The sequence below is a fragment of the Reyranella sp. genome (assembly GCF_036558665.1).
Lineage (GTDB): Bacteria > Pseudomonadota > Alphaproteobacteria > Reyranellales > Reyranellaceae > Reyranella.
Genome location: NZ_DATBFE010000063.1, coordinates 34795 through 51350, shown reverse-complemented (window position 1 = coordinate 51350; position 16556 = coordinate 34795). Strand labels below are relative to the sequence as shown.

The following is a 16556-nucleotide window of genomic DNA, read 5'->3' as shown; positions in this document are numbered from 1 at the left end:
CGGGGGAAACCATGCTCTACACCTGTTCGCCGCGTCCCAGCCGCCGTCTTGCCGCCGCCCGGCGCGACGCTCGCAAGGCCGCCGGGCCGGTGATCGACATCCATTGCCACATCCTGACGCCCGCCGCGACCGAACTGGTGGCGCATGCGGCCCTCGTTCACGACGAGCCGCAGGCGCGCTTCTCCAACGAAGAGACGCGGGCGGTGAACCGGGCGCAGGCCGAGACGGTGCGGCCGCAACTCACGTCGGTCGAGCGCCGGCTCGCCGACATGGACAAGATGGGCGTCGACATCCAGGCGATCTCGCCGGCGCCGCCGCAATACTACTACTGGACGCCGCCCGAGGTCGGCCGCGACGTGACGCGCCTTATCAACGACAACATCGCGGCCACGGTGGCAAGGCATCCGGACCGCCTCGCAGGCCTCGGCACGGTGCCCATGCAGGCTCCCGAATTCGCCGTCACGGAGTTGGAACGGCTGGTGAAGAAGCTCGGCCTGCGCGGCGTCGAGCTCTGCACCAATGTCGCCGGCGCCGAGCTGTCGGAAGAGCAGTTCCGGCCGGTCTTCGCCAAGGCGGAGGAGCTCGGCATCCTGGTATTCCTGCATCCGAGCGGCTTCACCGAGGGCCGGCGGCTGTCGCGGCATTATTTCAGCAACGTCATCGGCAACCCGCTCGATTCGACCGTGGCGGTGAGTCACCTGATTTTCGGCGGCGTGCTCGATGCCTATCCCAGGCTCAAGATCTGCGTCGCCCATGGCGGCGGCTTCCTGCCGGCCTATGCTGGACGCATGGACCATGCCCACGGCGCGCGCAGCGACTGCCGTCTTTGCATCAGGCGCAAGCCGAGTTCCTATCTCAAAAAGATGTATTTCGACACGATCGTGTTCGAGCCCGGGCAGCTCGAATATCTGGTCGAGACCTACGGCAGCGGCCATATCCTGATGGGCACCGACTATCCGTTCGACATGGGCATGTACAAGCCGGTGCCGTTCGTGGGCAACGCCAGGCTCACCGCGGCCGACAAGGCGGCGATCCTCGGCGGCAACGCAGCGCGCCTGTTGAAATTGAAGCAGAAACGTCGAACGCCGGCTCGCTAGCCAGCACATCATCGCTGTCGATCAGCAGGTCACGCCGCCATCGACGACCAGGCATTGGCCGGTGATGAAGCGCGCCTCGTCGCTCAGCAGGAACCGGACGACCGGCGACACATCCTCGACGCGTCCGAGACGACCCAGCGGTGTCCGATTCACGATCTGGCGGCGCTGGGCCTCCTGCACCGCCGAGGAGACGTCGGTGTCGAGATAGCCCGGATTGATCGAGTTCACAGTGATCTGCCGGCGGCCGATCTCGCGAGCCAGTGCGCGCGTCATGCCGTCCAGCCCGGCCTTCGAGGCCGAATAGGCGGCGAGCCCGGTATGGCCGCGCAGGCCGATGATCGAGGAGATGTTGATGATGCGCCCGCCCGTCGTCCGACGCAGCATGTGGCGTGCGGCAAGGCGCGCCATATAGAGCGCACCGACCAGGTTGGTCTGGATGATGTGCTCGGAATCGACGTTGGGGAACGTGGCCAGGATGCCTTCGCCCGACACCGTGGCGTTGTTCACCAGCCCCCAGACGCCGTCCGGGCCGGCCCAGCCTTCGACCGCGGAGAAGAAGGCATCGTCGTCCCGCGCCTCGCCGACGGCTCCCTCCTTCCAGAACACCTTGCCGGTCGCCATGAGACCCTCGAGCTCCGGCGACGAATTGCGGCTGCAGGTCGCCACGCGATAGTGGTTGGCCACGAGGTCGGCGATCAGCCCGAGGCCGAGGCCTCGGCTGCCGCCGGTGACGATGACAGCGCGGGAAGCAATGTTCGACATCAGGCGCGATCTTCTTTCCGCCTTGATTGACTTGAGGTTAGGGGACGATGCTGACAATAAAAGGCATGGCGCGGACCGGCAACTCCCAAGGGGCTTCGCTGACAAGTCTCCTACGGCGGCGGCGCTTCCCAGCCGAAGAGGGTGAGGCCGCGTTGGCCTTCCGGAGTGAGTGCGTACACGCCGCGTTCCACGCGCTCGAACCAGCCGTAGATATCGTTGCGCAGGATCGCGCCGGCATTGGGCGCATCGCCGGCCGCGCGCAAGGCCGCCACCTTCATCGGCCCGTTGCGCGCAAGCAGGCCGGCGCAACGCAACGCCGCCTGGCGATAGGCCGTCATCATCGGCACCTTGGTCGACGCGCCGCCGCGGTTGGGATCGCCGACACGCCGCGCATGCTCGCCCAGGAGCCGCCCGACCTTGCGCTTGTTCTTGCGCGGCGCGTAGGGAGCCGGATCGAGCAGTACATCGACCCTCCCGGAGCCGACGATCATCAGTCCAAGGCCAAGCCGACGACAGAGCTTCTTCACGTGGCGCATGTTCCTGGGCCAGGCACCCACGGCGAGATAGACCGTGTCGCTCAAGGCCAGGCGGTCGACACCCTGCAGGACCAGGCCGAGACCGAAGGTGCGCTTCAGCTCGACGATCACCGGCGGCTCGAGCCCTCGTACGCCGACGACGTCGCAGCCGCGGACCTCGCCCTTCACACTGTAGCCTTGGCCTTCCAGCAGCGCCTTGACCGGCGCATAGAGGTCGCTCTCCAGCGGCATGTCTCAGACTGGGGTGTAGATGACGAGCTTCAACGCGGCATCGTCGTTGGCCTGGAAGCTCGTGTGCTCGAGCCGCAGCACACCCTTCCGGGGATGCTTCAGCAGTTTTTGTCCCACTGCGACCGGCCTGATATCGTGCGACTTCCACCAACCCTCGAATTCCGGGCAGCCGCGCTGAAGGCGTGCCAACAGATCGAGGAATGCGGGATCGCCGGCCCACAGATCGTGCGTCGCGCGGAATTGGGCCACCATGCGTTTCGCCTCGTCAGCCCAACCCGTTCCGAACAAGCGCCGCGTGACGGGATTTGTCAGCATGCAGATGAGTGTGTTGCGATCCGCTTCCGGCAAACGGCTGAAGGCAAAGATCTCGTCCGCAGCCTTGTTCCAGACGAGGACGTCCCAGCGGCGACCTGCGACGTAAGCCGGCTGCTCGAGGCTTTCGACCAGACGCCGAATTGCTCCAGGCACGCTTTCACGCGCGAAGGCGCGACGGTCCCCGGTGCCCGTCAGCGCCCGTAGATGGGCATGTTCGACCTTGCTCAGTCGCAGCGCCCGCGCCAGCGCATCGATCGTCGTGACCGAAGGGCTGACGGTCCGGCCCTGCTCGAGCCGAACATACCAATCGACGCCGATACCGGCGAGCTCGGCCACCTCCTCGCGCCGCAAGCCCACCGTCCGCCGCCGCCGTCCGGCCGGGAGGCCGACTGCTTTCGGGCTCAGCCGTTCCCGCCGCGAGCGGAGGAAATTGCCGAGTTCGCCGCGCCTCGGATCCGTCATCGTCTTGTACTCGCTCGGCAGCAAGGGATTCTCAATCCTAGGATAATACTAGGCCTGAATACGCGGTAAAGGCCCTGAGACGATGGTCCATCGTACAAAAAGGATGGACCATGAAAGCTGCAGTCCTGAAGGCATTCGGCTCGCCCCTCGCCATCGAGTCCGTTCCGGCCCCGGCGCTGGGCACAGGGGAAGTCATCGTCGACGTCGCGGCGACGCGTGTCCTGGCATACGCCAAGGAAGTATTCAGTGGCGAGCGGCAATACCTGCTGGGTCTGCCCGCGATTCCTGGCCCGGGCGCAGTCGGACGCGTGCGCGCGGTCGGCCCCGACGCAGCCCACCTGGCCACGGGCGACTGGGTCTACTGCGATCCGACGGTGCGCTCGCGCGACGACGTCGTGGCACCCGACATCCTGCTGCAGGGGTGGACGGCGCGAAGCGACGGCAGTCTTCGCCTGCAGAAGCACTTTCGACATGGCTCCTTTGCCGAGCAGATGCGGGTACCGACCGAAAACGCGGTTCGCATCGGCACGCTCGATGAGGCGGCCGCCGCGTCGTGGTGCGCGCTCGGTACACTCCTGGTGCCTTATGGCGGCCTCGCAGCGGTGAAGCTGGCCGCGGGAGAGGCGGTCCTGATCAACGGCGCGACCGGGGCCTTCGGCAGTGCCGGAGTGGCCGTCGCCCTGGCAATGGGGGCGAGCCGGGTCATTGCGACGGGCCGCAACGGAAGAGCGCTCGAGGATCTGGCCCGCCGTTTCGGGGACCGCGTTCGAACCGTGAAGATGCTCGGCAACGAGGAAGACGATCGCGCGCGAATCCAGCGGGCCGCGCCAGAGCCGATCGACTGCGTCCTCGACCTGTTGCCGCCGGCCGCGACTGCAAGCCAGGTGCGCACTGCCGTTCTGGCCGTTCGACCCCATGGCCGGGTGGTGCTGATGGGCGGCGTCGGCATGTCGGATGCCGGCGGGCTGGACCTGCCCTACTCCTGGCTCATGCGGAACTGCATCACGCTCCGTGGCCAATGGATGTACGCGCGCGACGCCATCGCGCGCATGGTCGGACTGATCCGGGCCGGTCTGGTGAAATTGGACGATTTCCACTTCACCACGTTCGGTCTGGACGATGCGAACGAGGCTGTCGCACATGCCGCCGACAATGCCGGGCCCTTCCGGATGACGGTGATCCGACCGTAGGCCACACTACTGCCCGGAAGGAGCGAACTGCAGGGCCTGCTTATCGACAGGGAGATGCTGGTCCAGCCAATGCCGGATCCGGTCATCCATCGACTGCGGTGAAACGCCCGGCAACGGCTCCAGATAGAGAAACCGGACCGTTCGAATCCCCAACGTCGCGAGAACCGCTTCGAGATAGGGCGTGAGGAAGTCCGGCTGCCTGGCCCGTTCGCCCCTTATGAACCCGCCCGTGGCAACCACGACGTGGGTCGGCCGGTCGGCGAGCAGGCCCACCTTTCCGTGAGCTGTCCGCCGGAAGGTGCGGTCGAAGCGAAGGACCTGATCGATCCACGCCTTCAGAACAGCGGGGACGGTGAAATTGTGCATCGGCGTGCTGATGACCAGGGCGCCGGACTCTTCCAGTTCGGCGATCATCGTTTCCGACGCCGCCATCGCCTTCCGCTGCATTTCATCTTGTTGGGCCGTCGGGACATACATGGCTTCGGTGAAAGCCTCGTCGACGAACGGCGGCGCTTCGGCGACAAGATCCCGGCGCAGGACGGGCAGCTCCGGCTGCCGCATCTTCAACTTCAATCTTTGAACGACGTGTTCGCCGGCGGCCCGGCTCAGCGAACGGCCGAAGCGCGGGCTCGCCTCGACCAGCAGCAGAGGCCTCATGCCAAAGGCCTCCCGAAGTGCAATGCGGTCGAGAGGAGCCCCCACCGGAAATAGAATCGCTGACCGAGCGCGTTGTCGAGAGCCGTGTCGAGCATGAGCCAGCCACATCCCGCACTCTTGGCGAGCCGGGCTACCTCGTCCAGCAGACGCGCGCCTATTCCGCTCCGCCGCTCGCTCTCGAGCACGACGAGATCGTCGACATAGACGAAGCGGCCACGGATCAGGTTTTCCTGCAGGCGGTACCCGGCGGCGCCGACCGGCTGCTTGCCGCGCCAGGCGACAAGCAGTCGATAGCTCTGCTTCTCCTGGCGCCGCACGCGCGTCAGCAGCTCCATACTGTCGGCGAGATGTGGTCTCAGCTGGCGCATCAGAGTGAAGCAGGCCTCGATGTCCGCGTCGCGCTCGGCATGACGCAGCTCAAGCCCGTTCATGGACCGCCTCCGCTCTCGCAACGGGATGTTCGGCGCGCAAGCCGATCGCAATCCGGTTCCAGAGATTGATCATGCCGACCAGGATCGTGAGATCGGCGATCTCCTTGTCGGTGAAATGCTTCGTCAGGGCTTCGTAGTCGGCATCCGGTGCACGGGTCTCGGCGATCAGCGTCAATGCCTCGGTCCAGGCCAACGCCGCCCTTTCGGCCGGCGTATAGAGCGGCGACTCCCGCCACGCGTCGAGGAGATACAGCCGCTGCTCCGTCTCGCCCTGCTTGCGGGAGTCCCTGCTGTGCATGTCGAGGCAGTAAGCGCAGCCATTGATCTGCGACCCGCGCATCTTCACGAGGTCGATCAGGAGGGGCGGCAGATTGCTGCGCTGGATATAGGCTTCGACGGCGCGAAGCGCCGCATAGCCCTCGGCGGCGACTTGGGGAAGCGAGAGGCGTTTGGACATTGCTTGCTCCTGCAAAACGACCGCCATTACATGGCACTCCTATGGCCTATACAAATGAGCCAAGAATAGAGAAAATCACTAGGCCATGACCCGGGTCCCTTCCGCAAAGCTCACCGTCGCCCCGCTCGCACGATCGTCGTTGCCGCTGCAGGAACAGCTCTATCAGCGCATCCGGACGGCGATCGCCAAACGCCAGCTAATTGCCGGCGAACGGCTGCCGGCCGCCCGAACGCTGGCCAGCGAGCTTGGCGTCGCCCGTGGCACGGTCGACACGACCTATGCGCGGCTTGCCGGCGAGGGCTATCTCCTCATGCGTGGTCCGGCCGGGACCATTGTCTCGCCGGCACTGCAGCTCGATGCACCGCCCCTCCGCCCCATGCAAGCCAGAGCGCGTCCGCAACTGGAGAAGCGACCGGTCGAGCCGCGCCCCTTCCAAATGGGCTTGCCCGCGCTCGACCTGTTCCCTCGCGCCCTCTGGGCGCGATTGACGGCACGCGCCGCCAAACGGCTGGGCGGCGCGGCGCTTGCCTATCCGGATCCACGGGGCCTGCCGGACCTGCGCGAAGCAGTCGCCGCCTACCTGGCGGTTTCGCGGGGCGTTCCCTGCCGGGAGGAGCAGGTGATCATCACGGGCGGCTACCAGGCCGGGCTGCGCCTGATCTCACGGTTGCTCCTCCGACCGGGAGACCGGGTCTGGTTCGAGGAGCCTGGTTACATTCTGGCCCGGCGTACTTTGGAGGCCGCCGCCGCCGATCTCCTGCCGGTTCCCGTGGACGATCAGGGGATGGACGTGGTGTTCGCCCGCAAAAGTGCTCCGCGCGCACGCCTCGCGGTGGTAACGCCGGCGCATCAGAGCCCTCTCGGGTTCGCCTTGTCGCTTGCGCGCCGGCAGCGACTTCTCGCATGGGCGGCTGACACAGGCGCGTGGATCGTCGAGGACGACTATGACGGCGAATTCCACTACGTCGGACGCAAGCTTCCGGCATTGAAGAGCCTCGATGTCGCCGACCGCGTGATCTATGCAGGCAGCTTCAGCAAAACGCTCTTCCCCGGCCTTCGGCTGGGCTATCTGGTCATGCCCGATGCGCTGCTTGCACGAGCGGTCGATGCCAAACAGACGGACTCCCACGGTGAACCGATCCTGGGTCAACTGGTGATCGCCGATTTCCTCGCTCGAGGGCACTTCGGCCGGCACCTCAAGCGCATGCGTGCGCTCTATGCGGCAAGGCGGGATGCGCTCGCTTCCGCCCTCCGCGGCGTGTTCGGAAACAGAATGGAGATGGCAGTCCAGCCCGGCGGCATGCATCTGCTCGCCCGCTTCCCCGACCTCGATCCCGATGTGGCTCTGGTGCGCCGCGCGCAGGCCTGTGGTCTCGCTCCAGTGGCGCTCTCCGATCACTATCTCGGCCGGACACGCGACCGTGGTCTGTTGCTCGGCTTCACAAATATCGCCGAAGGACAAGCCTCGTCCCGGGCGAAAGCTCTGGCGCGCGCCATTCGATAGGCCGCTGTCGGAAAGCCGTCTCGTACCGCGACGGGCGGCATGATAGATCCATCATCCGCCACGGCACCCTGAAGATCCGAATGAGACTCGAAAAACTGTCCGTCGCGAGGACGCGCCGCATCGCACTCGCGGCGCAGGGCTTCGGCAATCCTCGTCCCGGCGGCGCGACCCACGCCGGCCATGTCAGGCGCATGATCGAACGCCTCGGCCTCTTGCAGATCGACTCGGTGAACGTGCTTGCGCGCGCGCACTACCTGCCGCTCTTCTCGCGCCTCGGCAACTACCGTGCCGATCATCTCGATCGCGCCGCATGGGGCCGCAAGAGTCAGCGGCGACTGTTCGAATTCTGGGCCCACGAGGCTTCCTTGCTGCCGCTTTCGTCGCACCCGCTCTTCCGCTGGCGCATGCAGCGGGCGGCGATGGATGCCGGTGACGGCAAGGGCAAATTGCACAAGTTCCGTCGCGAGAAGGCGGGCTACATCGACGAGGTGCGACGCGAGCTCGCCGACCGCGGGCCGCTGGCGGCATCGGAGCTGTCCAACGGCGGCGCCCGGCGCGGGCCATGGTGGGGCTGGAACGACGGCAAGCTCGCCCTGGAGTGGCTGTTCTTCGCCGGCGAAGTGACCACGGCGACACGGCGCGGCACCTTCGAGCGCGTCTACGATTTCACCGACCGTGTGCTCCCGGCCGATGTGCTCGGCCTCGCGACGCCGTCCGCCGAACAGGCGCAGCGGCAGTTGTTGCGGATCTCGGCGCGGGCGCTGGGCGTCGCCAGCGAGACCGACCTGCGCGACTATTTCCGCCTCGGCGTCGTGGATACAAAGGCGCGGCTCGCCGAGCTCGTCGAGGCGGGCGACCTGTTGCCGGTGCAGGTCGAGGGCTGGAGCAAGCCCGGCTATCTCGACCCCGCGGCGCGCCAGCCACGCCGCATCGAGGCGCGGGCCTTGCTGGCGCCGTTCGATCCCCTGATCTGGGAACGCGCCCGCACCCATCGCCTGTTCGACTTCTTCTATCGCATCGAGATCTACACGCCTTTGGCCAAGCGCAAGCATGGCTACTACGTGCTGCCCTTCCTGCTCGACGACCGGCTGGTGGCGCGCGTCGATCTCAAGGCTGACCGCGGCAATGGTCGCCTGCTGGTCCATGCCGCGCATCTCGAGCCGGGAGCAGAGCCGAAGCAGGTCGCCGTTCCGCTGCGCGAGGAGCTGCGGCTGATGGCGGATTGGCTCGGTCTGTCAGATGTTTCGCTGCCGCGGGCTGGCGCGCTTGGACGGGCGATGCGCTAAGCTTGACAGGCATTGCATTCGATAGCCGTTGGAGGAACCGACCCATGGGCGTCTACCGCTCGTCCAAGACCCATGAAGGCAAGCGCGCGCTGGCTTCGCGCGCGCTGTGGCGCGCCACCGGCATGACCGATGCCGATTTCGCCAAGCCGATCATCGCCGTCGTCAACTCCTTCGTCGAGTTCGTGCCGGGGCACGTGCATCTCAAGGACCTGGGCCAGATGGTGGCACGCGAGATCGAACGCGCCGGCGGCGTCGCGAAGGAGTTCAACACGATCGCCGTCGACGACGGCATCGCCATGGGCCACGACGGCATGCTCTATTCCCTGCCGTCGCGCGATCTCATCGCCGATTCGATCGAGTACATGATCAACGCCCATCGCGCCGACGCCATGGTCTGCATCTCCAATTGCGACAAGATCACACCCGGCATGCTGATGGCGGCGATGCGGCTCAACCTGCCGACGGTTTTCGTCTCCGGCGGGCCCATGGAGGCCGGCAAGGTGAACTGGAAGGGCCAGGAGATCCGGATCGACGCGGTCGATGCGATGGTCGTCGGCTACAAGCCCGACTCGACCGACGAGGATGTCGCCAACTTCGAGCGCTCCGCCTGCCCGACCTGCGGCTCCTGCGCCGGCATGTTCACGGCCAACTCGATGAACTGCCTCACCGAAGCGCTCGGCCTCTCCCTGCCGGGCAACGGTACCGTCGTGGCGACGCACGCCGACCGCCGCGAGCTCTTCCTCGAAGCCGGCCGGCGCATCGTCGAGATGACGAAGCGATACTATCTCGACAAGGACGGGTCCGTCCTGCCGCGCTCCATCGCCACCTTCGAGGCGTTCGAGAACGCGATGCGGCTCGACATCGCCATGGGCGGCTCGACCAACACGGTCCTGCATCTCCTGGCAGCGGCGTTCGAGGGCGAGGTACCCTTCACCATGAAGGACATCGATCGCCTGTCGCGCGTGACACCGCATCTTTCCAAGCTCTCGCCCTCCTCGCCGCTCTGGCATGTCGAGGACGTGCATCGCGCCGGCGGCGTCATGGCGCTGCTGGGCATCCTCGATCGAGAAGGCCTGATTCATCGCGACGTGCGCACCGTGCATGCCAGGACGATGGGCGCCGCCCTCGAGCGCTGGGACATCGGCAACGGTGCCGACGACGGCGTGAGGACCTTCTATCGCGCCGCGCCCGGCGGTGTGCGCACAAAGGCGGCCTTCTCCCAGAACAAGCGTTATCCCGATCTCGATCTCGACCGCGCCAACGGTTGCATCCGCGACTTCGAGCACGCCTACAGCCAGGACGGCGGGCTCGCGGTCCTTCACGGCAATCTTGCCGCCGATGGCTGCATCGTGAAGACCGCCGGCGTCGATCCCGCCCTGCTGAAGTTCCGCGGCCCGGCGATCGTGTTCGACAGTGAGAACGATGCGACGCGCGGCATCCGCGACGGGCTCGTGAAGGAGGGCCAGGTCGTCGTCATCCGCTACGAGGGGCCCAAGGGCGGACCCGGTATGCAGGAGATGCTGGCGGCGACCGGAACGCTGAAGGCGGTCGGCCTCGCGGCCAGGTGCGCCCTGATTACCGACGGCCGCTTTTCCGGCGCCACGTCCGGTCTCTCCGTCGGACACATCTCGCCGGAGGCCGCGGCCGGCGGCATGATCGGCCTGATCGAGAACGGCGACCCGATCGAGATCGACATTCCCGGCCGCACGATCTCGCTTGCCTTGGCCGAGACGGAGATCGAGCGGCGCCGCGCCGCGATGAGGGCCCAGGGTCGCGACGCCTGGAAGCCCAGGCGCGACCGCAAGGTTTCCGCGGCGCTCCGCGCCTATGCGGCGCTCGCCACCAGCGCCTCGACGGGCGCCGTGCGCAACGTCGATCAACTGAATGGCTGAGATGAACGATCTGGTGTTGAAAGGCGGGCGGGTCATCGACCCGTCGCAGGGGCTCGACAAGGCGGCGGACATCGCCTTTGCCGGCGCCAAGGTGGCGGCGATCGGCGACGGGCTGGCCGGCACGGAGGTACGCGATGTCGCCGGCAAGATCGTGTGCCCCGGCCTGATCGACCTGCACACGCATGTCTATTGGGGCGGCACCTCGCTCGGTGTCGAGGCCGAGCTGCTGGCGCGAACCGGAGGTGTCACGACCTTCATCGATGCGGGCAGCGCCGGGCCGGGCAATTTCCACGGTTTCCGCCGGCACGTCATCGAGCGCTCGCCGGTGCGCATCCTGCCTTATCTCAACGTCGCCTTTCCCGGCATCTTCGCCTTCTCTAAAGCGGTGATGGTGGGCGAAAGCTCGGACATGCGCCTGCTCGATGCGCGAGAGGCGGTACGCGTGGCCCGCGAGCACAGGGATCTGGTGCTGGGCATCAAGGTGCGCGTCGGCAGGTCGGCCAGCGGCGACTCCGGCATCATGCCGCTCGACATCGCGCTCGACGTGGCGGAAGAGACCGGCCTGCCATTGATGGCTCACCTCGACGCACCGCCGCCCGCCCGCCACGGGGTGGTGAGCCGGTTGCGCAAGGGCGACATCCTCACCCACTGTTTCCGCCCGTTTCCCAACGCCCCGGTCCGGCCCGACGGCAAGGTCCGCGACGAGATCCTGGCGGCGCGCGATCGCGGCGTGATCTTCGACATCGGCCATGGCAGCGGCTCGTTCGGCTTCGGCACCACCCGCGGCATGCTGGCGGCGGGCTTCCTGCCCGACGTGATCTCGTCGGACGTGCACGTCCTCTCGATCGAAGGACCCGCTTTCGATCTCCTCACGACCATGTCGAAGTTCCTTTGCCTCGGCGTCGACTTGCCGACGGTGATCAGGCTCGCTACCGCGAACGCCGCCGCCGCGATCAGGCGACCGGAGCTGGGCACGCTCCGGGTCGGCGGCATCGGAGAAGCCACGGTGATCGACGTGAAGAGCGGAACGTTCGACTATGCCGATTCGCTCGGCGAGCGCATGATGGGCGACAAGCGGCTGTTGTCGGCCGGCGTGGTGCTGGCGGGCCGCTGGTGGCACCCCTCATGACCAAGACACCGGACAACCGACCGAGCTCCCCGGCCTGCCTCGCCCACGAGGCGCAGGACACCTATATGGGCTACGCGAGCCGCGACGAGATCGCAGCGTTCCTGAACGAACTCCTGGAGGCCGAGCGCGCCGGCACCGGCGTCGCGCGGCGCAGCGCCGAGGCTGCTGCAGGCACCTCGTTCGTCGACCTCCTGCGCGACGTCCATCACGACGAGGCCCGCTGGTGCGCCATGCTCCTGAAGCAGCTCAAGGTGCTGGGCGCGCCGGCGTCGACCAGGATAGGGGCCTTCGAGGAAAAGGCGCTCGCCATCCAGGACATGCGCGAACGCATCGCCTTCCTCAATCGCGGCCAGGGCTGGGTGGTGCGCAAGCTGCGCGAGATGCTGCCCAAGGTGCGCGACGATGCGCTCCATCGCGACCTTCAGGAGATGCTGCAAGCCCACGAGGTCAATATCGCGCGCGCGCAATCGGCTTTGGAACGACCTTAAGATCGGCTCCCAACGCCCTTAAAATCAGGCGGTAATTGGCCGGTCCTCCCGGAACTTCAGGCGGTGCAAAAGTTCTCCCGACCGGCTCGGCAACCTTTTCCGCCATCGCGGCGTTGGTTTGGGTACGGTCGGGTCCTTGGCGTCGCCCCTGCCCCCCGCTCAGCGATGCCACCCTCCCCGCTCGGCCGTTACCGCCCGCCCTCGAGGAGACTTGAGGGCGGGCTGCCTATTTTCGGGGTCGTCATGCGAGGGCGAGATAGGCGACCGCGAACAGCCGTTCCGGATCGGTCCACAGCCGCTCCAGCCGGAAGCCGGCCTGCCGGACCAGCGATTCCAACTGCGGCACATCGTATTTGTAGGAATATTCCGTATGGACCCGCTCGCCGGCAGTGAAGGTGAAGGCCTGGCCAGCCACGTTGACGGACTGGTTCGACAGGCTGCGGAAGTAGATCTCGATGCGTCCCTCGACCGGATTGTAAAAAGCCTCGTGCCTGAAGCGGTCGAGGTTGAACGTTCCCTGCAGTTCCCGATTCATGCGCCTCAGCAGATTGAGGGTGAAGGCGGCCGTGACGCCCGCGCTGTCGTTGTAGGCGGCGTGGAGGCGCGCGAAATCCTTCTTGAGATCGACACCCAGCACCAGCGCTCCTTTATCGCCGAGGAGGTCCCGTGCATTGCGGAAGAACGCCAGCGCCTCGTGCGGCTCCAGGTTGCCGATGCTCGAACCGGGGAAGAAGCCGACCCGCCGGACGGACGGCGCGAGCTGCGGCAGGTCGGCGATGGACATGTAGTCCGCACAGACGGCCTCGATCGGGAGCGACGGATAGTCGCGGCGCAGGCGTGCGGTCGAGCTGTCGAGATGCTCGCGTGAAATGTCGATCGGCGCATAGAGCGCGAGATCCATGGCGTCGAGCAGCAGCCGCGACTTGACGCTCGAGCCGCTGCCGAACTCGAGCAGCGCACGGTCCGGGCCGGCGAGGGCCGCGATGTCCGCCGCATGGTCGCGCAGGATCTCGGTCTCGGTGCGCGTCAGATAGTATTCGGGCAACTCGCAGATCTTGTCGAACAGCGCCGAGCCGCGTGCGTCGTACAGGAACTTCGCCGGAATGGCGCGTGGCCGATGCGCCAGTCCGGCCAGTACAGCGCAGCGGAATTGCTCTCGATCGGCGGTCTGGACGCGATCGAGTTCGAGTACGAAGCCATTCATCGAAGATCCTCCGCCAGTCGGATGCCGCCAAACATCCAGCGGGCGTCCGGCGGAAAGAAATTGCGATAGGTCCTACGGATATGGTCGCCGGGCGTCGCCGCGCAACCACCGCGCAGCACCATCTGGTTGGCCATGAACTTGCCGTTGTACTCGCCGACCGCGCCAGCCGGCTCGCGATAGCCGGGGTAGGCAATGTAGGGGCTGGCTGTCCATTCCCACGCATCGCCGATCATCTGCACGAGTCCGCCGCCTTTCGCAGGGCCGGGATGCAGCAGGCCGCTTTCCAGCAGGTTGCCTGCAAGCGGCACATCGGTGGCCGCGACCTCCCATTCGCTCTCGCGCGGCAGCCGCTTGCCCGCCCACTTGGCATAGGCGGCGGCCTCGTAGCCGCTGACATGGCAGACCGGCTCCTCGTCGCGCAGAGGCCGCAGCCCGCCCAGGGTGAACACGCTCCAGCCTCCGTCACTCCGCTGCCAGTAGAGCGGCGCCTCCCATCCGCACTGGTTCACGCAGTCCCATCCCGCCGAGAGCCAGAATTCCGGCCGGTCGTAGCCGCCCTCCTCGATGAAGGCGGCATACTCGGCACAGGTCACGAGACGCGTCGCAAGCGCGAATGGCTCGATCCAGACGCGATGACGTGGCCCCTCGTTGTCGAAGGCGAACCCTTCGCCCGCATGGCCTATCGACGTCAGCCCGCCGTCGAACTCGATCCAGCCGCAGGGCGCGGCTTTGCCGCCCGCGCCGTCATGCGAGCGCATGTATGCGGGTTTCAGCGGATTGAGCGACAGCAGGTGCTTGGCGTCCATCAACAGGAGCTCCTGGTGCTGTTGCTCATGATGGAGGCCGAGCTCGACCATCGGCATGTGCTCGTCGCGTCCCTCCTCGATCAACGCGATCATGGCCTCGGTCACATGTCGACGGTAGGCAGCCACCTCTTCCACGCCCGGTCGCGTGATCATGCCGCGCTGCGGCCGCGGATGGCGCGGCCCGACCGCCTCGTAGTACGAGTTGAAGAGATATTCGTAGGCCGGGTCGAAGATCTCGTAACGATCGACGTGCGGACGCAAAAGGAAGGTCTCGAAGAACCATGTCGTGTGCGCGAGATGCCACTTGGTGGGACTGGCATCCGGCATCGACTGCACTGTCTGGTCTTCCGGCGAGAGCGGAGCGGCGAGCTGCTCGGTCAGCGCGCGCACGGAAAGGAAACGATCCACGAGCGAGACATCGGGCGCCTGCGCAGCACGCGTTACCAGGTTCGACACGACACCTCCGCCGGGTCCTAACGCGCCCGAAGAATAGCCGGTTGCGGCCGCTGTCGCGAACGCAGTTGTGTTACCTTCGTCCACAGTCATCGAAGGGGTACACGTGCCGGTTTGCGAAATCGATCCATGGCGCATGCAGTATTTCGAGCGCGTCGCCTGTCCCGACGATGTGCGCATCCCGACCGAGGACAGCGACGCCTGGACCTGGAATCCCAGACACCGCTGGGTCTACGACAAGCTCGCAGTGGCGATGAGCCAGGGACTCGACGCCGGACCGCACGGCGTCGCTCCCCCTGCCTACCCGGTCTTTTCCAAGCCCATCTACAACCTGAAGGGAATGGGCGTCGGCAGCCGCGTGCTCGCGTCGGAGGCCGACTATCACGAGGCTTATCAGCCCGGTCATTTCTGGTCGACGCTGCTTTCCGGCGATCATGTCAGCAGCGACGTCGCCCTGGTCGACGGCGTTCCGCATTGGTGGCGCCATGCGCGCGGCATCGCGAGCGGCGCCGGGACCTTCGACTACTGGGAGGTCCGGCCGGATGCCGACGAGCCGGTCGAGCGATGGTGCGACGGTTGGTGTCGAGGCCATCTCGCCGGCTATACCGGCATGGTCAATCTGGAAACGATCGGGGGACGCATCATCGAAGTGCACCTGCGCTTCGCCGATCAGTGGCCCGACCTCTATGGCGGCGACAGATGGGTCGAGGCGCTGGTCGGGCTGTATGCGAAAGGTGAATGGTCGTTCCGCGACGCCGGTTCGCGGCCGGGCTACAGCGTCGTGCTCTTCGTGCCGCATGGATCGCGATACCGGCATCCGCCGGCGGATTTGCAGCGGGAGATCCGCGGGATGCCCGGCATCTCCAGCTTGCAGATCACCTTTCACGAGTCGCTCGCCGCCGAACGACATGCGATGCCACCTGGAGGGTTCCGGGTGGCAATCGTCAATGGCTGGGATCGGGCGTCGGCAAATACCGCGCGCGACCGGCTGCGCGCCCATTTCGAAGCTACGGGCGGGTAGACTTTCCCTAGCCGGGCCGCCGATAGCCGATCTCGCGCTGGACGCAACGGTCGTAGGTGACCGATCCCCGCATCAAGCCATAGGAGGCGCAAGCATCCTGCGAATCGGCCACGATGCGGGATTCGGCATAGCCCGCCGCCATGCGGCCGCGCTGCCGCGCCGCCGCCTCGCGCTCCACGCAGACATTGTAGGCGGTCGTGCCCGGCGCGTAGCCGTACACTGTGCAAGAGTCGTCTGCCGGCGCCGGAGCGGTGACGGTGCGGGTTTCGCTGTAGGAGCAGGCTGCCGCCAATGCCGCTATGGCAAGGGCAGCAAGGACGCGCGTCGACATGGAGACCTCCGATGGCATTTGCTGTTGCTTGCTACCGCGCTAAAGCCTTCTGCGTGCCAGACCGACCACCACGCTCAGCACGAAGAGGATCAACGCAACAACAAACAGGATCTGCGCGATGCTGGCGGCGGTGCTCGCGATGCCTCCGAAGCCGAAGACGGCGGCGACCAGCGCGACCAGAAGAAACATCAAGGCCCAATAGAGCATCGTTCACTCCTTGGTGCGGTCCGCGACAGTGGGACGCGGCGAGGTAACGCGGCCTTCGTCGGCCGGTTCCGGCGAACCGCCGATAGCGCCAAAAGCC

The 16556-nt window shown here is 66.4% G+C and carries 18 protein-coding genes; 8 read left to right on the top strand and 10 right to left on the bottom strand.

Going from position 1 to position 16556, the window contains the following annotated elements:
• Positions 1-11 precede the first annotated feature (11 nt).
• Positions 12-1097: an amidohydrolase family protein gene (locus VH499_RS09195; RefSeq protein ID WP_332052414.1), complete on the top strand. Its 1086-nt coding sequence runs from the start codon at positions 12-14 to the stop codon at positions 1095-1097.
• Positions 1098-1118: 21 nt separating this feature from the next.
• On the opposite strand, the gene VH499_RS09190 is transcribed toward VH499_RS09195, so the two are convergent.
• From VH499_RS09190 to VH499_RS09180, 3 genes are all read right to left on the bottom strand, one after another.
• On the bottom strand, positions 1119-1859 hold the full coding sequence (locus VH499_RS09190; RefSeq protein ID WP_332052413.1) for an SDR family NAD(P)-dependent oxidoreductase: 741 nt from the start codon (positions 1857-1859) through the stop codon (positions 1119-1121).
• 110 nt (positions 1860-1969) lie between these two features.
• The gene (locus VH499_RS09185; RefSeq protein ID WP_332052412.1) at positions 1970-2626 is read right to left on the bottom strand and encodes a DUF2161 domain-containing phosphodiesterase; all 657 of its coding nucleotides are present in this window, start codon (positions 2624-2626) and stop codon (positions 1970-1972) included.
• Positions 2627-2629: 3 nt separating this feature from the next.
• A complete protein-coding gene (locus VH499_RS09180; RefSeq protein WP_332052411.1) occupies positions 2630-3403 on the bottom strand; it encodes a helix-turn-helix transcriptional regulator in 774 nt (257 codons plus the stop codon).
• A gap of 110 nt (positions 3404-3513) precedes the next feature.
• Between VH499_RS09180 and VH499_RS09175 the strand changes: the two genes are divergently transcribed.
• On the top strand, positions 3514-4593 hold the full coding sequence (locus VH499_RS09175; protein ID WP_332052410.1) for a zinc-binding dehydrogenase: 1080 nt from the start codon (positions 3514-3516) through the stop codon (positions 4591-4593).
• Between the two features lie 6 nt (positions 4594-4599).
• On the opposite strand, the gene VH499_RS09170 is transcribed toward VH499_RS09175, so the two are convergent.
• The 3 genes from VH499_RS09170 to VH499_RS09160 are packed head-to-tail and all read right to left on the bottom strand — an operon-like array spanning position 4600 to position 6138.
• Positions 4600-5250, bottom strand: coding sequence for an FMN-dependent NADH-azoreductase (locus tag VH499_RS09170; RefSeq protein WP_332052409.1), 651 nt, complete (start codon positions 5248-5250; stop codon positions 4600-4602).
• Entirely contained in the window at positions 5247-5681 is a 435-nt protein-coding gene (locus VH499_RS09165) for a GNAT family N-acetyltransferase (protein WP_332052408.1), read from the bottom strand. The genes VH499_RS09170 and VH499_RS09165 overlap by 4 nt, the downstream gene beginning before the upstream one ends.
• A complete protein-coding gene (locus VH499_RS09160) occupies positions 5668-6138 on the bottom strand; it encodes a carboxymuconolactone decarboxylase family protein (protein WP_332052407.1) in 471 nt (156 codons plus the stop codon). Before VH499_RS09160 ends, VH499_RS09165 begins: the two co-directional genes overlap by 14 nt.
• Positions 6139-6223: 85 nt before the next feature.
• On the opposite strand from VH499_RS09160, the gene VH499_RS09155 reads away from it, so the two are divergent.
• The 5 genes from VH499_RS09155 (at position 6224) to VH499_RS09135 (ending at position 12437) form a co-directional block, all read left to right on the top strand.
• Entirely contained in the window at positions 6224-7642 is a 1419-nt protein-coding gene (locus VH499_RS09155) for a PLP-dependent aminotransferase family protein (RefSeq protein WP_332052406.1), read from the top strand.
• Positions 7643-7722: 80 nt separating this feature from the next.
• The gene (locus tag VH499_RS09150) at positions 7723-8928 is read left to right on the top strand and encodes a winged helix-turn-helix domain-containing protein (RefSeq protein ID WP_332052405.1); all 1206 of its coding nucleotides are present in this window, start codon (positions 7723-7725) and stop codon (positions 8926-8928) included.
• Positions 8929-8972: 44 nt separating this feature from the next.
• Entirely contained in the window at positions 8973-10820 is a 1848-nt protein-coding gene (ilvD, locus tag VH499_RS09145) for a dihydroxy-acid dehydratase (protein WP_332052404.1), read from the top strand.
• Positions 10813-11949: an amidohydrolase/deacetylase family metallohydrolase gene (locus tag VH499_RS09140; RefSeq protein ID WP_332052403.1), complete on the top strand. Its 1137-nt coding sequence runs from the start codon at positions 10813-10815 to the stop codon at positions 11947-11949. Before ilvD ends, VH499_RS09140 begins: the two co-directional genes overlap by 8 nt.
• On the top strand, positions 11946-12437 hold the full coding sequence (locus tag VH499_RS09135) for a DUF6306 domain-containing protein (RefSeq protein ID WP_332052402.1): 492 nt from the start codon (positions 11946-11948) through the stop codon (positions 12435-12437). Before VH499_RS09140 ends, VH499_RS09135 begins: the two co-directional genes overlap by 4 nt.
• 241 nt (positions 12438-12678) lie before the next feature.
• Here the strand turns inward: VH499_RS09135 and egtD are convergent, their stop codons facing one another.
• Together egtD and egtB are read right to left on the bottom strand one after the other, a co-directional pair.
• A complete protein-coding gene (egtD, locus tag VH499_RS09130) occupies positions 12679-13641 on the bottom strand; it encodes an L-histidine N(alpha)-methyltransferase (RefSeq protein WP_332052401.1) in 963 nt (320 codons plus the stop codon).
• Positions 13638-14903 (bottom strand): ergothioneine biosynthesis protein EgtB, encoded by a 1266-nt coding sequence (gene egtB, locus VH499_RS09125; protein WP_332052400.1) that lies wholly within the window; start codon positions 14901-14903, stop codon positions 13638-13640. Before egtB ends, egtD begins: the two co-directional genes overlap by 4 nt.
• Before the next feature lie 103 nt (positions 14904-15006).
• On the opposite strand from egtB, the gene VH499_RS09120 reads away from it, so the two are divergent.
• On the top strand, positions 15007-15921 hold the full coding sequence (locus VH499_RS09120) for a hypothetical protein (protein WP_332052399.1): 915 nt from the start codon (positions 15007-15009) through the stop codon (positions 15919-15921).
• A gap of 7 nt (positions 15922-15928) precedes the next feature.
• Here VH499_RS09120 and VH499_RS09115 read toward each other — a convergent pair whose 3' ends face one another.
• Both VH499_RS09115 and VH499_RS09110 read right to left on the bottom strand, forming a co-directional pair.
• Positions 15929-16252, bottom strand: coding sequence for a hypothetical protein (locus VH499_RS09115; RefSeq protein ID WP_332052398.1), 324 nt, complete (start codon positions 16250-16252; stop codon positions 15929-15931).
• 39 nt (positions 16253-16291) lie between these two features.
• The gene (locus tag VH499_RS09110) at positions 16292-16459 is read right to left on the bottom strand and encodes a DUF1328 domain-containing protein (RefSeq protein ID WP_332052397.1); all 168 of its coding nucleotides are present in this window, start codon (positions 16457-16459) and stop codon (positions 16292-16294) included.
• Positions 16460-16556 lie beyond the last annotated feature (97 nt).